Genomic DNA, 18,354 nt, shown 5'->3' with positions numbered 1-18,354 from the left:
AATATGAAAACAATGTTTGACTTAAATAAGATTGATAGTCAAGGGGGTAAAGTGGAAGTAATAAATCAACAATCAGGACAGGCAGCTATCAATGCGCTTGAAGTTAGAAATCTGAACTTCTTTTATGGCTCCTTTCAGGGCTTAAAAGACATCAACCTGGATATTGAGCAAGGCAAGGTAACTGCATTTATTGGCCCTTCAGGTTGTGGTAAATCCACCTTATTGCGTACTTTAAATCGCATGTACGATCTTTATCCAGGTCAGCGCGCTGAAGGTGAAATCAATTTCTACGGCCAAAATATTCTTGAGCCAGGTCAGGATTTAAACCTATTGCGCTCACGTATTGGAATGGTTTTTCAAAAACCAACACCATTCCCTATGTCAATTTATGAAAATATTGCATTTGGTGTGCGTCTTTATGAAAAGCTTTCCCGTTCAGAAATGGATGAGCGTGTAGAGTGGGCTTTAAATAAAGCCGCTTTATGGACGGAAGCAAAAGATAAGCTAAATCAGAGCGGTTTATCTCTCTCAGGCGGACAACAGCAGCGCTTATGTATTGCACGTGGCGTAGCAGTAAAGCCTTCGGTGATTTTGCTAGATGAGCCAACCTCAGCATTGGATCCAATTTCTACTGGAAAAATCGAAGAATTGATCAATGAGTTAAAGCACGATTACACCATTGCAATTGTGACTCACAATATGCAACAGGCAGCTCGCGTATCCGATTACACTGCTTATATGTACTTAGGTAGTCTGATTGAGTATGGTAAAACAGACGAAATCTTTATCAAGCCTAAGCGTAAAGAAACTGAAGACTATATTACTGGTCGCTTCGGTTAATTGGAGACATTAAATGCCAGATAAACACCTATCATCACAATTTGATGCTGATCTAAACTCACTATCAAGCCGATTACTTGAAATGGGCGGGTTAGTTGAGTCGCAAATTGCTACAGCTATGCGTGCGTTTACGCAAATGGATATTGATACTTGCAATATCGTTATTGAAAACGAAAAGCTAGTTAATGATCTTGAAATTCAGATTGATTTAGCTTGCACGGAACTAATTGCTCGCCGTCAACCTACGGCCCGCGATCTTCGTTTGGTAATGGCTGTATCTAAGGCGATTACGAATTTGGAGCGAGCTGGTGATGAAGCGGAGCGTGTTGCTAAGCGCACTAAACGCTTAATTGAGTCAGGCTCACCACACAATATTAACGTTGCGGAAATTCGTCTATCAGGACAGATGGCAATTACTTTATTGCGCCGTAGTTTGGATGCATTTGCAAGACTTGATACTGTAGCTGCTGCAGAGGTGGTTGCTGAAGATCGTCAGATTGATGAGGAATTTAGAGGCTTTGTGCGTAAGTTAATTACTTATATGTCTGAAGATCCCCATACAATCAGCACTGGTCTAGACATGCTAACGATAGCTAAGGCTATTGAACGTATCGGCGATCATGCGAAAAATATTGCGGAATTTGTGATCTATATTGCAAAAGGCTCTGATGTTCGCCATATTCCACACGCTGATTTGCTACGAGAAGCCACCAAGTAATTTACTCAAGCCCAAATATGACTCAGCGCATACTGGTAGTCGAAGATGAGCCATCGATTGCAGAGCTAATTGCAGTGAATTTGACCCATGCTGGTTATGAGGTTGAAAAGGCTATGCAGGCCGACATTGCTCAAAGCATGATGAAAGAGCGCCTACCAAATCTTGTCATTTTGGATTGGATGCTTCCAGGCAAGTCTGGTGTTCAGTTTGCTAAAGAATTAAGGGCAAATGAACAGACTAGGGGCCTACCAATTCTGATGCTCACTGCTAAAAGCGAGGAGGCAGACAAGGTTTTGGGGTTGGATTCTGGTGCGGATGATTATGTCACCAAGCCTTTTTCACCTAAGGAGCTGATCGCTAGAGTCCGAGCTCTGCTGCGAAGACAAACTCCGATTGAAGATACTGGACCCCTTACAGTGGGGCCATTAAAGCTAGACCCCAGCTCTCATAGAGTATTGGCGATTTGGCCTAATTCTGACCCAAAGCCAATTTCCTTAGGTCCTACGGAATATAGGCTGCTCCAATTCTTCATGGCTAATCCAGAGCGCGTGCATTCGCGTACAAATCTTCTGGATAAAGTGTGGGGGAATGAGGTTTACATCGAAGAGCGTACGGTAGACGTTCATATCAAGCGCTTGAGAGCTGCTTTAAGCCCTGTAGACTGTGATCGTTTTATTGAAACAGTTAGAGGTAGTGGTTACCGCATTACTAAAATGCCAACCGAAACCTAAGGCCTATTTTTAGGGTTTTTTTAAGCCATTTCAACTGCGGTCTAGAGATGGTCTAAGATTGCACCATGATCTCTGCTCTTACGCGCCTTTTTGTCTTTACCTGTTTTGTTTTAATTGTTTCTTTTGTCGTCCTATACAACTGGGGTGACGAATGGGCTATCTTCACTAGTGTTGCGCTACTATCAATCCCACTAGTTTATTCCTACATCAATCTTGCTCGTTTAGGAAAGTATATTCAATCAGATGGTGTAGAGAATATGCCGCTACCTAGCGGCTTATGGGAAGAGGTAATCTTTAGATTGCAGCGTTTAGTCAAAACCTTGAAGCAAAAGATGAGGGTTATTGAGCAGCAACACGAGCATTTTATTGAAGCTTTTCAAGCATCACCCAACGCCATCGTAATGCTTGATGAAAGCGATCAGATTGAATGGTGCAATGCCATCGCAGAACGTTTTTTTGGTTTGAACTTCAAGCGTGATGTGATGCAGCGGATTAATTTTCTTATACGCCGTCCGGAGTTTATACAATATTTAATTAAGCGTAATTTTGATGAACCTTTGTTGCTAGAGCGAATGGGTCCAAATGGTAGTCTTAGCTTAATGTTGCAAGCATTTCCGTTTGGCAACCAACGTCATTTATTGTTAGTGCAAAATGTGACCGATTTACACAAAGCTGATGCAATGCGACGTGACTTCGTTGCCAACGTTTCTCATGAAATGAGGACCCCAATTACTGTATTGATGGGGTTTCTAGAGACGGTCCAATCATTAGATCTTGAAAAAAGTCAGCGCGATCAATATTTTGAAATGATGATGTCGCAAGCTCAGCGAATGAAAAGCCTAGTGGAGGATCTCCTGACATTAGCCAATTTGGAGGCTAACTCATTACCGGCTGCTACAAATAGTGTGAATATTGAAACTTTGATGGCATTACTCAGGAATGATGCAGAAGCTTTGTCTCAAGGAAAGCATAGTTTTAGTTTTACAGTTGATAGCGCAAAAAATATACTGGGTGATGAGCGAGAGATACTTTCTGCATTTAGTAATTTAGTGTCAAATGCGATTCGCTACACACCAGAGTCGGGTGCAATCAGTGTTAAATGGGGCGTTAATCTACAGGGGCTCGGGGAATTTTCTGTAACAGATACCGGCCCAGGCATTGCATCAGAGCACTTATCTAGACTGACAGAGCGTTTTTATCGTGTAGACCGAAGTCGCTCTCGTGACACTGGGGGAACGGGTTTAGGATTGGCTATCGTGAAGCATATTGCTAGCCGTCACCAAGCTCAGCTGGAAATTGAAAGTACGCCGGGAAAGGGTAGCGTCTTCAAACTACGATTTCCTAAGGAGCGCTTGACTCCTTAAGCCCTAGTCCTTCTTTTTCTTTTTCTTTTTCTTTGATTCTTTGGGAAGCTTATCCGTTTTTCCGCTGGCGTATAAACACCAAACTTTGATTTCCTCGAACAGCTCTACAAGATCATCATGCGGGAGACTTTTGAGGTCCACCAGCCCAATGGCACCAGTTTCTTGCAGTTGTTTTACGGCATCTTCGTAGCGATAATCACTCATGGCATATATTTGTCATTGTTTGGATGGCACATCCTAACAAAGTAATATGACAAATACACATTTTTGAGTGTTTTAATGGGTTTTTTAGTCTGGGTCATCTGAAATTTCAGATCCTCTTTTGACCCCATTAAGCTGCGCAACCAAGTTTTCTAATGGACCGCCAAGTAATAGGGTGAGCAAAATTGCCCCCAAAGCTAATCCTCCAAGTGCAAATTGACCAGCTCCAAAAGCGGCCCCGATAAGGGCGCAAACCCATAAGCTGGCGGCAGTAGTCAGGCCATGGACACGCCGCGAACGTTGCTCGCGAATAATAACTCCAGCACCTAAGAAGCCAAGACCGGTAATCAGCCCCTGAAGAACGCGACTGACTGACTGAGCATCATCTTGGACGAAATCGCTAATGAGCATGACGGCTGTTGCTGACCCTATGGCTACTAAAGAGTGGGTACGAATACCAGCAGATTTATGGTGTAACCAACGATTTAGACCAAGAACTGCTCCAACCAATAGAGCTAAAGTCAGCCTGATGGCAATTGTGCTGTAAAGATCCCAATTAAGCATTTGAACTTCCTTGCTGGATAAGCGTTTATGTATCGAATAGTGTATCCCAGCCACTTCAATCGGTCATAAAAACGTCTTCTTCTTGTCATTTCAACACTAAATAATAAGATCGTTGTTTCGGTGATATTTTTACAAAATAAAAATATCTTGATTAATCTTTCACCATAAGGATTTATATGAAAAACTATTTATTAGCTATTTGGCAAGCCTGGTATGAAGCACGCTTAGCTTATGCGAATCGCTATACCTCCCATCGCCTTGGCAGTTGATTGACTTTATTGCTTGGTCATTTGTCTGTAATAAAGTCCTGCTATTGTGCAAAAGTCAGAGTATTTCTGGCCAAGATAAATCTGTAACGTTCTTCCTTTAAACCCAGCTCGCGCTGGGTTTTCTTTTCTCAAGTCTTAATAAAACTGAAATATAAACATCCTAGGATGTCGCTACATATCATTTAATTGAAGGGGGTCTTTATGAATCCAAATTTCAACAAATATTTATCCGAAGTATTTAGAAATGAAGTGCAGGACAAGACCAAGTTTGAGTCTAAGGAACATAAAGTTGGAATTTCCCATTTTAATGATTCAAAAATAAATCAATTTCTGGTCGATAGAAGGTACTCCTTACGTCTTGACGAAATCATTTGAACCTAAAATTTCCATTCACTGCAAATGACACGCCCATATAACATTCTCTTTTTGTGTACAGGTAACTCAGCCCGCTCTATTCTTGGTGAGGCGCTTGCAACTACCCTCAGTCATGGACGTTTTATAGGGTATTCGGCGGGATCAAAGCCAAAAGCATATGTTCATCCCATTGCTTTGAAGCTTGCAAGGGAGATGGGTTATCCGCTAGAACTACTGAGAAGCAAGGCTTGGGATGAGTTTGGCAGGAATGATGCACCGCATATGGATTTCATCATCACCGTTTGTGATTCTGCGGCTGGTGAAGAGTGCCCTTATTGGCCGGGTCACCCTGCAACTGCCCACTGGGGGTTTGCAGATCCGGCAGCTGAATCTGGCAGCGAGCAGGATATGTGGGACGCTTTTCGAAAAGTTGAAATGGGTTTACGTAACCGAATTGAATTATTAATAGACCTTCCGATTGATAAGTTGGACCATTTGCAGATCAAAGATGAGTTGCATTCCATTCATCATCGATCTCAGTAAAACTATTCCGAACGAGGTTGATTATGGCAACTTATAGTGTTTATTACGCTGGTTTATCGCTGACAACCCATCAAAAATTTGAACTCGCTAAAGCGATTACCAAAATTCATGCCGACGTCACTGGCGCAGAAGCCTATTTTGCCCAAGTCATATTTAAAAATTTAGATATACACGATTGTTTTATCGGTGGCGTCCTTCTAGACGAGCCACACATCTTTTTGAATGGACAAATTCGCCTCGGTAGAGGGGAGCAGATAAAGAAACAATTGCTCGTTGAACTTGAAATTGCAATACAAAGCGCCAGTAAATTAGCGGGGCACCAAATTTGGGCCTACATTGACGAAATTACCCCTGGTCAAATGATTGAGTATGGCCAGATATTGCCCGCTGTGGGTGACGATAGAGTGTGGTTTTCGACGCTGCCAGCAAGCATTCAAAAGAAGCTGAATTATCTCAACTCATAAACGAACCAGAATTTTGCGATGGCATTAATATGGGTGGGTAAGTTTATTGACAAGGCTGCCCATGTCTTCCCAAAAGAAACCACAATTTGCCGTACTTAGATCTGTAGAGTCTTTCAAAAACCCGCGCCCTAGCATTCAAAAGCGGATGGCCGACGGCAGGGCTTTGCGTAAGGAAGTGAGCCTTTCTGCTCAGGGGATCTATACACCACCCAAGAACCGAATCGATCCAATATCAATATTGGAAACTCAAGCTAAAGATCGTATTGAGTCTTTGATTCCAATCCGTTACGAGCGAATGTTGCAGTCTCCGTTTGCTTTTTATCGCGGTGGTGCCGCCATCATGGCGCAGGATTTAGCGAATCAACCGACAACCAATATCACTGTGCAGCTCTGTGGTGACATGCATGTATCCAATTTTGGTTTATTTGGAACGGCTGAGCATCGCTTGGTATTTGGTATTAACGACTTTGATGAAACTCTTCCTGGTAGTTGGGAATGGGATTTAAAGCGCCTTGTTGCAAGCGCAGTTATTGCTTGTGAAAGTAACGGCGGTGATAAAGCGCTAAGCAAAAAAATAGTATTTCGCATTTGTTCAGAGTATCAAAAGCGGATAACTCAATATGCCAAAATGCCTTACTTGGATTTGGCACAAGAATTCATTAGTGATGCAGATATTCGTAAGCACTTTTCTAAAGAGCATCAAAAGCAAATTGAGATGTATTTAAAGCAGACCAAAGGGCAGGGAAATGTACAGGTATTGCAAAAACTTACCACCCTTGTTGGAAAAGATAGAAAGATTATCAACAAACCCCCATTAATTGAGCACTTCAAAAAGAGTGCTTTTGGGCATCCTCTTAGCTCTCTAATTGACAAGGCCTTGCTAAATTATTCGAGCACTTTACTTGCTGATCGAAAAATTTTGTTTGAGCGCTATGTTTTGAAAGATTTTGCACGCAAGGTTGTTGGCGTTGGAAGTGTGGGCACTAATTGCATGGTTCTTTATTTTGAGGGAGATAGTGAAAATGATCCCTTATTCTTGCAATATAAAGAAGCTCAAAAATCTGTATTAAGTCCTTATTTGGGCGAGTCTATTTATAGAGATATGGGTCAACGCGTGGTGGCTGGTCAGAGATTGCTCCAAGGGGCTCCAGATATCTTTTTGAATTATGGCTCCATGCAATTCGATATTGATAAAAGTCAGGGGTTCTATCTTCGTCAATTACGCGATATGAAGGGGGGCATACCAATTGGGCCAGGTGGAGTTTCTGTAAAGAATTTTGCAGACTATTCCAAATTGTTTGGCTGGGCTCTCGCTCTTGGCCATTCTCGTTCTGGGGATGCGGCCATGATTGCTGGGTATTGCGGTCAAGAAAAAGAGTTTGGTGAGGCAATGTACTTATTTGCCAGATCCTATGCAAAACAGAATGAACGCGATTTTGATTTATTTCGCAAGGCCGTTAAGAGTGGAAGACTTAAGGTTGCAAAGACGTAATTTCACTTAAGCAAGGCTCTCTAAGATCGTCATCAAAATGTCACTTGAGTAGACGATAGTCTAGATTGACCTATCTCACGCGCTATTTTTCTATGAATACATCAATCCATCTGAGGGCTACACTGCTGATTATTTTCGCTAGCTTTTCTGGCATGGTGACGGCTGCAGCAGTATATCCAATCGATCAAGCTTCTATTTTGGCAAGTTCCAAGTTCGATATCAAGATTGAATTTAATGCTGTTATCAACCCTGAACAGGTATCAGTCGATCTTAACGGTGCGCCAATTAATAAAATTATTAGCGCTAAACCAGAGTTTATTTCAACTGAAAATGGCAAAGGTAGCTCAATTTTGTTTAGAGATGTTCAGCTATCTAAGTCCGGTAAATACCAAATAGTCGCTCGTACACCTCAAGAGCGCTTGCAAGTCAATTGGGATGTCTACGCAACTGGTCCTCGCCGGGTAAAAAACGTGATTCTATTTATTGGCGATGGTATGACGATTGCCAATCGAACTACCGCCAGGGTTCTCTCTAAGGGCATTCAGGAGGGAAAGTATCAGGGCCGCTTAGCTTTTGATGACATGCCAAGTACAGCAATGATTGGTACATCGGGGTCCGATTCTCTGATCACGGATTCTGCAAACTCGATGAGCGCCTACACAACAGGGCATAAGACGGCCGTAAATGCAATGGGAGTCTATGTATCGAGGGCTAACGACAATTTCTCGCACCCTAAAGTAGAAACCATTACAGAGCTTATTAAGCGTAATACCAAAATGGCAGTTGGCATCGTTTCCGATGCCGAGTTGGAGGATGCAACTCCAGGTGCCATGGTTTCGCATACAAGGCGTAGGGCTGATAAGCAATACATAGCTGATCAACTTAAGGCCAGTGGTGCTGAGGTGATTCTGGGTGGAGGTTCAGCTTATTTTTATCCTCAATCAGACAAAGGTTCTAAGCGCAAGGACGAGAAGAATCTAGTTGAAGGCTTTAAATCGGAAGGCTATCAATTAGCCTTTACAAAGCAAGAGTTACTTGCTGCTTCTCAAAGCAAATCCACAAAAAAATTATTCGGCGTTTTTCATCCAGACAATATGGATGGCTCTCTAGATCGTCTATACCTTAAAAAGAATACGGTTGAGCAATACCCTAATCAGCCGGACCTAACGGAAATGACGCAATCGGCTATAGACGTTTTATCCAGAAACCCCAATGGCTTTTTCTTGATGGTAGAGGCGGCTTTAATAGATAAGTTTAATCACCCTCTAGACTGGGAGCGCGCTGCATTTGACACCATCATGCTAAGTAACGCTGTGCAGATTGCTAAAGATTTTGCTAAAACACATCCTGATACTTTGATCATCGTTACGCCTGACCATACACATAGCGGCTCAATTAGTGGAGTTGTGCACGATGATAGGCCCGGCCCCTTGCGTGAAAAAGTAGGCATTTATGCAGAGGCTGGCTATCCAAATTACCCTAAAGCAGATATTCAGGGGTATCCAAATAAGATCGATGTTTCTAAGCGCATTGCATTCTTTTACGGGAACTATCCTGATCACTATGAGACGATGCATCCTAAGCTTGATGGCACATTTGTTCCAGCCGTTAAAGGTGATTCCGGTAAATATGTTGCTAATCCAAAATATGTCCAACTCCAGGAGGATGCTATTCATGTGGGTGGCAATTTACCGTCCCATCAAGAGTCTGGCGTGCATACAGCAGATGATGCTGTTCTTAATGCCATGGGCCCAGGATCTGAAAAATTCAAAGGATTCATGGATAACACCGAGGTATTTAAAGTAATGGTAGAGTCCTTGGGTCTTGGCTCAAAATAATTACTAGCTCTATGGAATTTATTAATAATGTCAACTATGCATCGTTGACTGATACCGCAATTAGTCTGACAGCAGCCTTTTTCTTTGGCGGCTTAATTGGTTTGGAGCGTCAATACCGCCAAAGGACTGCTGGCTTGCGAACCAACATTTTGGTTGCAATTGGAGCGGCTATTTTTGTGGATGCCGCAAATCGTCTGACAGGTCATGATGGTGCCGTACACGTAATGGCATATGTCGTTTCAGGCATTGGATTTTTAGGTGCTGGTGTCATCATGCGAGAAGAGGGTAATGTTCGCGGTATTAATACAGCTGCAACTTTATGGGCATCAGGAGCGGTGGGGGCTTGTGCTGGCGCAGATTTAATATTAGAGGCTGGGTTGGCAACTCTATTTGTGCTGGCAGCCAATACGCTTTTACGCCCTGTGGTTACTTTTATTAATCGTCAACCCCTTGATACCGTTTCAGTTGAGGTAACGAATTCGGTATATATCATCACGCCAAAGCATGCTCAAAAGCATGCTTTAAAACAATTTATTGCGACGCTTGAAGAAGCGGGTTATCAGACCCAAGATATTGAGGTGCATCAGTTTGGTAGCGAGGATGTTGAAATTCAAGCCGTGCTAACAGCATCCGCTGTAGACGGTGACGAGATGGATAAGCTTATTGCAAAAATTGCGGACCAAGATTTTGTGAATCAAGCATTCTGGAGTCCTAGTACGACGGATTAAGGCATTCCTTCGCTTTGACACAATATTGAAATAATCTTCGTTCAGTATTGCATCGTGAATAAGACCATCAACAATCTGCAATCTACCGTTACCTGCCCACACTGCCAGGTTTCTGAAATTATCAATTTCGAAGAAGGTGCCCCACATTTGTATCGTTGCCGTTCCTGCAGCGCTATATTGAAGCCAAAATCTGGTGATTGCTGCATATTATGTAGCTTCGGTGACCGCGATTGTTCAAGCTCAGAGCAAAACTTAGCCGCCTAACGCTTAGGCTTTGCACCCCAGCCATAAAGGCTTGCTGTTAATTTCATCAATGTGTCACGCTTTTTACATAAAATAGACACAATTGAAACAGCATTCCATTTTTGGGGAATATTTTGGCCACCAATCCCGTAGATCCTTTAGTTAATTCAGCAGACCTTGTCGCTGCAGTTGATTTGGGTTCCAATAGTTTTCGGATGCTGGTGGCTCAGGCAGTAAACACACCCTCGGGAACTCAGTTACGCCCTATAGATACCTTGCGTGAGACGGTTCGCCTTGCTGCCGGCCTTACTGAAAACAAGTTACTAGGCAATGAAGCTTATCAAAGAGGTTTGATTACTATTCGGCGTTTTGGCGAGCGTATTAGGGGGTTTGATCCTTCCAATGTCCGAGCAGTTGCGACAAATACCTTACGAGTTGCCAAAAACGCTCAGCAATTTGTTGAGGATGCACAAGAGGCATTAGGATTTCCAATTGAAGTGATTGCTGGTGTAGAGGAGGCTCGACTCATCTATATCGGGGCTGCACATGAAGTGCCAGCAGTTCAAGGTAACAGACTGGTGATTGATATTGGTGGTGGCTCGACAGAATTCATTATTGGCAAAGGCTATGAGCCAAAGCTGATGGAAAGTCTTTATATAGGTTGCGTCTCTCATAGCATGCGTTTTTTCCCAAAAGGAAATATTGACGCACATGCTTTTAAAGAGGCCGAGTTGGCGGCTAGACGAGAAATTCAGGTCATTTCAGGCGCCTACCTAAAAAGTGGCTGGAATCAAGTGATTGGCTCCTCTGGAACGGCCAGAGCATTGGCCGATCTGATTGGTAGCAATAATTTTAATGGCCTTGCCGATGGTTTGACGATGGGCCGTGTCAATGGCGCCAGCGGTCTGATAACGCGCGAGGGCTTAAAGAATCTTAAAAAGCATTTACTGAAGTACGAACATGTAAATCAGGTAGAGCTAATCGGTTTAAAAGAAGATAGAAGAATGGTATGGCCGGGCGGCTTAGCGATTATGCTGGCAGCTTTCGATGAATTAGGTATCCATGAGATGGAAGTCACAGATGCCGCATTGCGTAGCGGTGTGTTGTATGACTTGCTTGGTCGTTCACAGCACCATGACATGCGTTATGTCACTGTCGAACAATTCATGCAGCGTTATTCTGTCGATCGAGAGCAGGCTGATAGGGTTGGTAAATTAGCGGCTGATTTTTTACAACAGCTACCTAAACCTGAAACAGAAAGTAGGGCTGATAATGTGGCTCTATTGCAGTGGGCGGCCAATTTACATGAAATCGGCTTATCGATTTCTCACAATGGATATCACAAACATTCTGCATACATAGCAGGCAATGCAGATATGCCCGGCTTTTCTAAGAATGATCAAGCAAGGCTTGCAGCCCTATTGATTGGGCATACCGGCAAGCTTGGTAAGTTGGCCAATAATCATAGTTTTGAAGACTGGCGCATGCTCTTTTGTTTGCGGCTTGCTCAAGTACTTTGCCGTGGTCGAAATGATGTCAACTTTCCCAAAGTCAAGGTTTCAGAGCATGGTGGTTCTTATCTGGTTAGCCTTTCTAAAGAATGGGTTGCCAAACATCCGCTAACAGAATTTAGCCTTATGAAAGAAGCTGCAGAGTGGGAAAGAATTGGCCACTCTTATCAAGTTAGCTTTAAGTAAATACAAACATAGAGTAAAAAAAACCACTTCAAAACGAAGTGGTTTTTTATTTGAGAATGAATGCTCGAGAATTAAAGACTTAAGAAATGCTTTGCGTAACGTGGGTTGATTTCTGATAATCGCAACATCGTTAATAAATCAGCAGTATTGAAGTCTGGATCCCAAGCAGGGGCGCTACAAATTTTTGCCCCAAGCTTCAGGTAGCCTTTGATCAAAGGTGGGGGCTGCACATCTAATCCACCATTTAGCCTATCTAGAGGCAAAGGAAGGCGTGGGAATGCATGAAATTCTGTTGGAGCCATTTGATCATTGCCTAGGGAATTGTAAAGACTCGCTGCAAAGTGGCCTCCATCAGCCATTGGGATGCTTGCACAACCAAGCATGATTTCATAACCGTTCTTTTGCATATATTGAGCCAAGCCACTCCATAGGGCCATGATGACTGCGCCGGAGCGATAGTCTTGGTGAACGCAAGATCTGCCTAACTCAACCAATTTTGGGCGCAGATGATCAATACGGGAAAGGTCAAACTCAGAATCCGAATAGAGGCGTCCGATTTCCTGCGCCTTATGAGGCGGCAGTACACGGTAAGTGCCAACTACCTTCAGGCTATCTTGATCGCGAATCAATAAATGGTCGCAATAGGAATCAAATTTATCTACGTCTAAGCCTTCGGCATTGCTTGGCAGATTTGCACCCATTTCTTCGGCAAACACTTTGTAACGCAATCTTTGCGCTTCCTTAACTTCGCCTGGTGTGCTGGCCCAAATAATTTGGAAAGCAGGTCTTTTGGGTTTATCAATCTGAATCGCTGGGCTAGGATCTACTTCCCTTAATTCAGCTCTTGTTTTGGCAACAAAAGGTTTTCCAAATAGTTTTTTGGCTAACTTTTTAGAGAGTTTTTTAAATGCGCTCGGCTTCTTTCTTTTTAATGCCTTGACTTTCTTAGGGGCGAAAATCTCAAATGAGCCGATTGGATTAGGGATATCAGACATAGTTAGCCTTGGATGGTGATGAAATTCAAAAAAAGTTTAGACCTTGAGGATCAACGGGATGCAGACTGCAGCCCAAAGTAGGGCCGCTACAAATAGCGCAAGCATGACTGCAGCACTCCCAAAATCTTTTGCTCGCTTGGAAAGATCATGGTGTTCAAATGAGATGCGATCGATCGCTGCTTCTACGCTGGAGTTCAGGAGTTCAATCACCAGAACCATAATCAAAGAAGAGACCAATAAAGCTTTCTCTAACAGCGTTATAGGTAATACAAGGGCCACTGGTGTTAGCAATGCAAATAAAGTGAGCTCTTGCCTAAAGGCGCTTTCCTCCATAAAGGCATAAACCAATCCACACCAAGAGTTTTTGGCTGCATGCCATGCTCTGGTGAGGCCTCGGTTGCCCTTATGAGGGTTCTGGTTGATATGGTAAGGAGAGTTCACTATGAATCTTCTTTAGGCCAGGGCAGTGACGTGAACTTCTGGTGTTGGTACTGGCTTGAGATGGTTTGCAAATTGCTCAGATGCAGCTCTCCACGAGAATTTCTCGGCGTGCGCTCGTGCAACTTCACGAGGGATCTTTAGTGCCTGTATGCAAGCTTCACGCAAGTCTTCGTTCATGGCGCCTGAGTTGGAATTTCCCAGAACATCAATTGGGCCAGTGACTGGATAGGCAGCTACCGGTGTGCCACACGCCATGGCCTCAAGCAACACCAAGCCAAATGTATCGGTCTTGCTAGGGAAAACAAAGACATCTGCAGCTGCATAGACTTTTGCTAACTCATGCTGCTGCAGCACTCCCAGATAATTCACTTCTGGATATTTTTCTTTGATGCCAGCCATTGCTGGTCCGTCTCCTACTACCCACTTAGAACCTGGTAAATCAATCTCTAAAAATGCATTGATGTTTTTTTCAACAGCCACCCGGCCCACATATAAAAAGATCGGGTGAGCAGTATTTAAGGCTTTGGAATCTTGCATCTTAAAAATATCAAGATCTACGCCACGTGACCACAGCACTACATTCTTGAGGCCATATTTTTCAAGATCATCCTTGACAACAATCGTTGGTGCCATAACGGCCATTGACGGGCCGTGAAACCAGCGAATAAACATATAGGTAATGGCCAAAGGAATACCGGTGCGCGCTTTGACATATTCGGGGAAGCGGGTGTGATATGCGGTGGAAAACGGCAGGCGATTCTTCACGGCATAGGCGCGAGCGGATAAACCCAGCGGTCCCTCAGTGGCAATGTGCATTGCATCAGGAGCAAACTCTTTAATACGACGAGCCACTTCTTTTCCTGGGAAAAGCGAAAGGGCAATATCAGGATAAGTTGGGCAAGGAATTGATTTAAAACCATTTGGTGTAATCATCTCCACCTCATGGCCCATGGCGGTCAACTCAGCGCGGGTTTGCTTTAAGGTTCGGACAACACCATTAACTTGTGGATCCCAAGCGTCTGTAATGATCATAATTTTCATAGTGCAGCCTCTTTGATGAGTGATTCGATAGCGGGTTGAAGGGTGATTTGAGGAGACTCAACTGGCTCACCTTTGATCTGTGTCCAGTGAATAATTTTGAGTTCGCCTGTTTGTGTTTCAACAAGGGCGGTGAGACTTTCGACCCAATCGCCATCATTGCAATACAAAAGTCCATCAATCTCGCGAATTTCAGCTTTGTGAATATGGCCGCATACAACCCCGTCGCAGCCTCTTAAGCGGGCTTCTCTGGCCATGATGTGTTCAAAGTCGGCGATATAGCTGACGGCATTCTTCACTTGGTGTTTAAGGTATTGAGATAGAGACCAATACTGCAGTCCCATCTTGGCGCGGACCATATTGAAGTAGCGATTTACGTAAAGAATGAACGAATACAGGTTGTCACCAACGTAGGCAAGCCACTTGGCGTATTGCATCACACCATCAAACTGATCACCATGCGTTACCCATAGCTTTCTACCATCCACAGTGATATGAATTACCTCTTCAACTACTTTGACATCGCCGAATGAAAGCCCAAAAAACTGTCTAGCACTTTCATCATGATTTCCGGGAACGTAGATAACTTCACTACCTTTACGTGCTTTACGTAAGAGTTTTTGCACAACATCGTTGTGTGATTGAGGCCAATAGAATGACTTCTTCAGTCTCCAGCCGTCAATAATGTCGCCTACAAGATAGTATTTATCTGCTTCGTTATGTTTTAGGAAATCCAGAAGGTAGTCTGCCTGACACCCTGATGTTCCGAGGTGTACGTCTGAAATCCAGATCGCTTTGTAATGCATCATGAAACAGTATTAAGCCTAAGGAGTATGAAACTAGGATGACAGTTCCAAGGCAGTTTTATGACGCTTTAGCTATTTTCTGAATTTGTTTTATATTCCTACATCATATGAGTCATTATCAGACCACAAATAACTCCCCACTGCAGTGTGGAGCAACTGCATGGCGGTGGGTACAGGTATGGGCTCACGTTATTCATGGTGCAATCACTTTGTCCTTGCGGTTTCCATTTGCAACGCAGGAAACCAAAAATACACTTATTCAAGATTGGTCAAAAAGATTGCTCAGCATTTTTGGAATTGAATTAAAGCTCACGAATCAGGAGATTCTTCCTTCTACCCCATACCTTCTTGCCTCAAACCATATCTCTTGGATGGACATACATTCAATTAATGCATTTAAGCCCATCCGATTTGTGGCGAAGTCTGATGTAGAGGGATGGCCTGTATTTGGGTGGATGGCAAGGCAATTGGGCACAGTATTTATCAAGCGTAATAACTCCCGTCATGGAAAGCAGATCGCGAGCGAGGTTGGTGATGTGCTCAAGACACAATCTGTCTGCATTTTCCCGGAGGGCACTTCCACAATAGGAGAGGGTGTTCTGCCATTTAAGCCCAATCTATTTGAATCGGCCGTGATTGCAGGGGTCCCGGTCTATTCCCTAGCGATTTCTTATCATTCCAGTGTGACTGGTGCTAGAAGTGAGCTGCCAGCATTTGTGGGCGATATGGGGCTACTAGAATCAATGGCTAAGATCTTGAGGGATCGCAAGCTAGTTGTTGAATTGAGTTTTATTTCACCCTCAGGGGCCAGTCCTGAGGCATCTAAAGATAGAAAGTGGCTGGCCTTGCACAGCCAAGAGGCCATTTCGAATCAATTAAAAGGCAATCACCGCCTGATGTAATAAATGTGTCATCATTTCTAGATATAAATAAGGTCTAGGAGCGTAAACGCATGACATCCAAGCATAACGAAATGGCCGAGTGGTACCGCCGTGCTCAAGAGGAGATTCTTGACAGCATGGATGAAGAGCTTGAGATGGAGCTTGATGATGACCGCCTGTCTTTGGATGGCGATGGTCAGTCGCAAATTCCGCGTAATGTTTACTTTCGTGAACTCTTTAGACTCCAGGGTGAGTTAGTAAAACTCCAAGACTGGGTGGTTGAGAATAAGCTTAAGGTGGCAGTCTTATTTGAAGGAAGAGATTCCGCAGGTAAGGGTGGTGCCATTAAACGGATTACTCAACGTCTAAATCCCCGTGTATGTAAGGTGGTTGCTTTGCCTGCGCCCAACGAGCGCGAGAAAACACAGTGGTATTTCCAAAGATATATTTCTCACTTACCAGCTGGCGGTGAGATCGTTCTATTTGATAGAAGCTGGTACAACCGAGCTGGCGTTGAGAGGGTGATGGGATTTTGTACCGATGACGAGTACGAAGAGTTTTTAAGAACAGTTCCTGATCTTGAGCGGATGATGATTAGATCTGGAGTGATCCTCATTAAGTATTGGTTCTCAATCTCTGATGACGAGCAATACAACCGTTTTATGATGCGTATTCATGATCCACTCAAGCAGTGGAAATTAAGCCCAATGGATTTAGAGGCAAGACGACTTTGGGAGGCCTATACCAAGGCCAAAGAAACCATGCTTGAGCGAACACATATTCCTGAGGCGCCTTGGTGGGTAGTGGCTGCGAATGATAAGAAAAAGGCCCGCTTAAACTGTATAACGCATTTGTTAGATCAAATTCCTTATAAAGAGATCGATCACCCAGTGATTACTTTGCCAAAACGTGTACATAACCCAGACTACCTACGCGGGCCAGTGCCTCCGGAGATGTATGTTCCAGAAGTTTTCTAGGGTTTTATTTTTCTAGCTTAGATACATTACCTTCCCATTGGAAGGTAATGTCTTTATCAACCTTCAGCAGGTTTTTGTCTTTACCTGGATACGAAACCCGAGATAGAAGATCCTTGATCATATTTAAATGGGCTACTTTTTTATCATTAGCCTTCACAATGATCCAGGGTGCGTCTGAAGAGCTGGTTTTTTCTAGCATCTCATTTCTGCTCTTGCTATAAGCATTCCAGTTTTTCTGGGCTTGCTGATCAATGGGGCTGATCTTCCATTGTTTGAGCGGGTCCTTGGCTCTTTCCTGAAGACGCAGAGCCTGCTCTTTTTTGGAAATATCTAAATAGTATTTCAGAATAGTCATGCCTGAGCTAGCCAGGATTGACTCAAACCCGTTTACAGTTTCCATAAAATTAGCATGCTGGGACTTACTGCAAAATTTCATCACCACTTCAACCCCGGCACGGTTGTACCAACTGCGGTTAAAGAGTACGAATTCCCCTTTTTTAGGCAGCTCAGCTACATATCTTTGAAAATACCACTCACTCGCTTCGACATCAGATGGCTTGCCTAGGGCAACCACACGGGTTTCCCGTGGGCTTAAGTGTTGGGTGATGACTTTAATGCTGCCATCCTTGCCGGCTGTATCGCGACCTTCAAGAATGACCAATATCTGATCGCCTTTGCTGATTAAGCTATTTTGTAGCTTGACCAGTTCTATTTGTAAAAGGCGAAGTTCTGCTTCATAGCCAGATTGCTCTGGCTTATCTTTGTCCTTATGACCCATTAACTTGCTTCGTTTGCGCTGACTGGCTTTTTAACAGCAGCCTTCTTAGCGGGAACTTTTTTTGCGGGAGCCTTCTTAGTGGCTGGTGCCTTTTTTGCTGGGACCTTCTTAGCAGGAACTTTTTTTGCCGCAGGCGCTTTCTTGGCTGGAGTCTTTTTAGTCGCCACCTTCTTATCTAGCTTATCTAATGCTTTTGCGAGCTTGTCGATCAGCTTTTCTCTGTCGGACTCTAATTTATCGAGCTTTTTAAGTAGCTGTTTGACTAATTTCTTTTGGCTCATGATTTATTCCTAGGTTAGCTTGAGGGTTTGTTGTAATGAATAGTAGCCAATCCTACGGTTTATTTCCTCTATTTTCAAGCCAATATGACACATATATGTCATTTATATGAC

Annotated in this window: 21 protein-coding genes; 13 read left to right on the top strand and 8 right to left on the bottom strand. The window is 43.5% G+C overall.

The window, feature by feature from the left end; all coding sequences use genetic code 11:
- Positions 1–3: 3 nt before the first annotated feature.
- The 4 genes from pstB (at position 4) to phoR (ending at position 3,653) form a co-directional block, all read left to right on the top strand.
- Positions 4–840: a phosphate ABC transporter ATP-binding protein PstB gene (pstB, locus tag ICN33_RS00830; RefSeq protein ID WP_255530481.1), complete on the top strand. Its 837-nt coding sequence runs from the start codon at positions 4–6 to the stop codon at positions 838–840.
- A gap of 13 nt (positions 841–853) precedes the next feature.
- On the top strand, positions 854–1,558 hold the full coding sequence (phoU, locus tag ICN33_RS00825; RefSeq protein WP_216193638.1) for a phosphate signaling complex protein PhoU: 705 nt from the start codon (positions 854–856) through the stop codon (positions 1,556–1,558).
- A 17-nt stretch (positions 1,559–1,575) separates the two neighbouring features.
- Entirely contained in the window at positions 1,576–2,289 is a 714-nt protein-coding gene (gene phoB / locus ICN33_RS00820; RefSeq protein ID WP_216193636.1) for a phosphate regulon transcriptional regulator PhoB, read from the top strand.
- Positions 2,290–2,354: 65 nt separating this feature from the next.
- The gene (gene phoR / locus ICN33_RS00815; RefSeq protein ID WP_216193633.1) at positions 2,355–3,653 is read left to right on the top strand and encodes a phosphate regulon sensor histidine kinase PhoR; all 1,299 of its coding nucleotides are present in this window, start codon (positions 2,355–2,357) and stop codon (positions 3,651–3,653) included.
- A gap of 3 nt (positions 3,654–3,656) precedes the next feature.
- Here phoR and ICN33_RS00810 read toward each other — a convergent pair whose 3' ends face one another.
- Positions 3,657–3,857, bottom strand: a complete 201-nt coding sequence (locus tag ICN33_RS00810; RefSeq protein WP_216193631.1) for a hypothetical protein — start codon at positions 3,855–3,857, stop codon at positions 3,657–3,659.
- 84 nt (positions 3,858–3,941) lie between these two features.
- Entirely contained in the window at positions 3,942–4,418 is a 477-nt protein-coding gene (locus ICN33_RS00805; protein ID WP_216193629.1) for an MgtC/SapB family protein, read from the bottom strand.
- 668 nt (positions 4,419–5,086) lie between these two features.
- Between ICN33_RS00805 and ICN33_RS00800 the strand changes: the two genes are divergently transcribed.
- From ICN33_RS00800 to ICN33_RS00770, 7 genes are all read left to right on the top strand, one after another.
- The gene (locus ICN33_RS00800; protein WP_216193628.1) at positions 5,087–5,584 is read left to right on the top strand and encodes an arsenate reductase ArsC; all 498 of its coding nucleotides are present in this window, start codon (positions 5,087–5,089) and stop codon (positions 5,582–5,584) included.
- Positions 5,585–5,607: 23 nt separating this feature from the next.
- The gene (locus tag ICN33_RS00795) at positions 5,608–6,048 is read left to right on the top strand and encodes a tautomerase family protein (protein ID WP_216193626.1); all 441 of its coding nucleotides are present in this window, start codon (positions 5,608–5,610) and stop codon (positions 6,046–6,048) included.
- 61 nt (positions 6,049–6,109) lie between these two features.
- Positions 6,110–7,540 (top strand): DUF2252 domain-containing protein, encoded by a 1,431-nt coding sequence (locus tag ICN33_RS00790; protein WP_216193624.1) that lies wholly within the window; start codon positions 6,110–6,112, stop codon positions 7,538–7,540.
- A 92-nt stretch (positions 7,541–7,632) separates the two neighbouring features.
- Entirely contained in the window at positions 7,633–9,378 is a 1,746-nt protein-coding gene (locus ICN33_RS00785) for an alkaline phosphatase (protein ID WP_216193622.1), read from the top strand.
- Between the two features lie 11 nt (positions 9,379–9,389).
- On the top strand, positions 9,390–10,106 hold the full coding sequence (locus ICN33_RS00780; RefSeq protein ID WP_216193620.1) for an MgtC/SapB family protein: 717 nt from the start codon (positions 9,390–9,392) through the stop codon (positions 10,104–10,106).
- Positions 10,107–10,160: 54 nt separating this feature from the next.
- Positions 10,161–10,370, top strand: a complete 210-nt coding sequence (locus tag ICN33_RS10455; protein WP_370623209.1) for a GDCCVxC domain-containing (seleno)protein — start codon at positions 10,161–10,163, stop codon at positions 10,368–10,370.
- 194 nt (positions 10,371–10,564) lie between these two features.
- Positions 10,565–12,046 (top strand): Ppx/GppA phosphatase family protein, encoded by a 1,482-nt coding sequence (locus ICN33_RS00770; protein ID WP_216196498.1) that lies wholly within the window; start codon positions 10,565–10,567, stop codon positions 12,044–12,046.
- A 71-nt stretch (positions 12,047–12,117) separates the two neighbouring features.
- On the opposite strand, the gene ICN33_RS00765 is transcribed toward ICN33_RS00770, so the two are convergent.
- Genes ICN33_RS00765 through ICN33_RS00750 form a run of 4 tightly spaced genes read right to left on the bottom strand, consistent with a single transcriptional unit; the run spans position 12,118 to position 15,329 of the window.
- Positions 12,118–13,041, bottom strand: a complete 924-nt coding sequence (locus tag ICN33_RS00765) for a GNAT family N-acyltransferase (RefSeq protein WP_216859627.1) — start codon at positions 13,039–13,041, stop codon at positions 12,118–12,120.
- 36 nt (positions 13,042–13,077) lie between these two features.
- Positions 13,078–13,482, bottom strand: a complete 405-nt coding sequence (locus ICN33_RS00760; protein ID WP_216193619.1) for a diacylglycerol kinase — start codon at positions 13,480–13,482, stop codon at positions 13,078–13,080.
- Positions 13,483–13,494: 12 nt separating this feature from the next.
- Positions 13,495–14,523, bottom strand: a complete 1,029-nt coding sequence (locus tag ICN33_RS00755; RefSeq protein WP_216193617.1) for a glycosyltransferase family 1 protein — start codon at positions 14,521–14,523, stop codon at positions 13,495–13,497.
- Positions 14,520–15,329, bottom strand: coding sequence for a UDP-2,3-diacylglucosamine diphosphatase (locus tag ICN33_RS00750; RefSeq protein ID WP_370623208.1), 810 nt, complete (start codon positions 15,327–15,329; stop codon positions 14,520–14,522). Before ICN33_RS00750 ends, ICN33_RS00755 begins: the two co-directional genes overlap by 4 nt.
- A gap of 104 nt (positions 15,330–15,433) precedes the next feature.
- Here ICN33_RS00750 and ICN33_RS00745 point away from each other — a divergent pair, with 104 nt between their 5' ends.
- Together ICN33_RS00745 and ppk2 (ICN33_RS00740) are read left to right on the top strand one after the other, a co-directional pair.
- Positions 15,434–16,228: a 1-acyl-sn-glycerol-3-phosphate acyltransferase gene (locus ICN33_RS00745; RefSeq protein ID WP_216193615.1), complete on the top strand. Its 795-nt coding sequence runs from the start codon at positions 15,434–15,436 to the stop codon at positions 16,226–16,228.
- Between the two features lie 50 nt (positions 16,229–16,278).
- Entirely contained in the window at positions 16,279–17,184 is a 906-nt protein-coding gene (gene ppk2 / locus ICN33_RS00740) for a polyphosphate kinase 2 (protein WP_216193613.1), read from the top strand.
- A gap of 4 nt (positions 17,185–17,188) precedes the next feature.
- Here ppk2 (ICN33_RS00740) and ppk2 (ICN33_RS00735) read toward each other — a convergent pair whose 3' ends face one another.
- Positions 17,189–17,962, bottom strand: coding sequence for a polyphosphate kinase 2 (gene ppk2, locus ICN33_RS00735; protein ID WP_216193611.1), 774 nt, complete (start codon positions 17,960–17,962; stop codon positions 17,189–17,191).
- Positions 17,962–18,243, bottom strand: a complete 282-nt coding sequence (locus ICN33_RS00730) for a serine/threonine protein kinase (RefSeq protein ID WP_216193609.1) — start codon at positions 18,241–18,243, stop codon at positions 17,962–17,964. The genes ppk2 (ICN33_RS00735) and ICN33_RS00730 overlap by 1 nt, the downstream gene beginning before the upstream one ends.
- Positions 18,244–18,354 lie beyond the last annotated feature (111 nt).

This window comes from Polynucleobacter sp. UB-Tiil-W10, assembly GCF_018881605.1.
In the GTDB taxonomy this organism is placed as follows: Bacteria; Pseudomonadota; Gammaproteobacteria; order Burkholderiales; family Burkholderiaceae; genus Polynucleobacter.
Note: the sequence above shows the minus strand (reverse complement) of the source record. Positions and strands in the feature narration are given on the sequence as shown.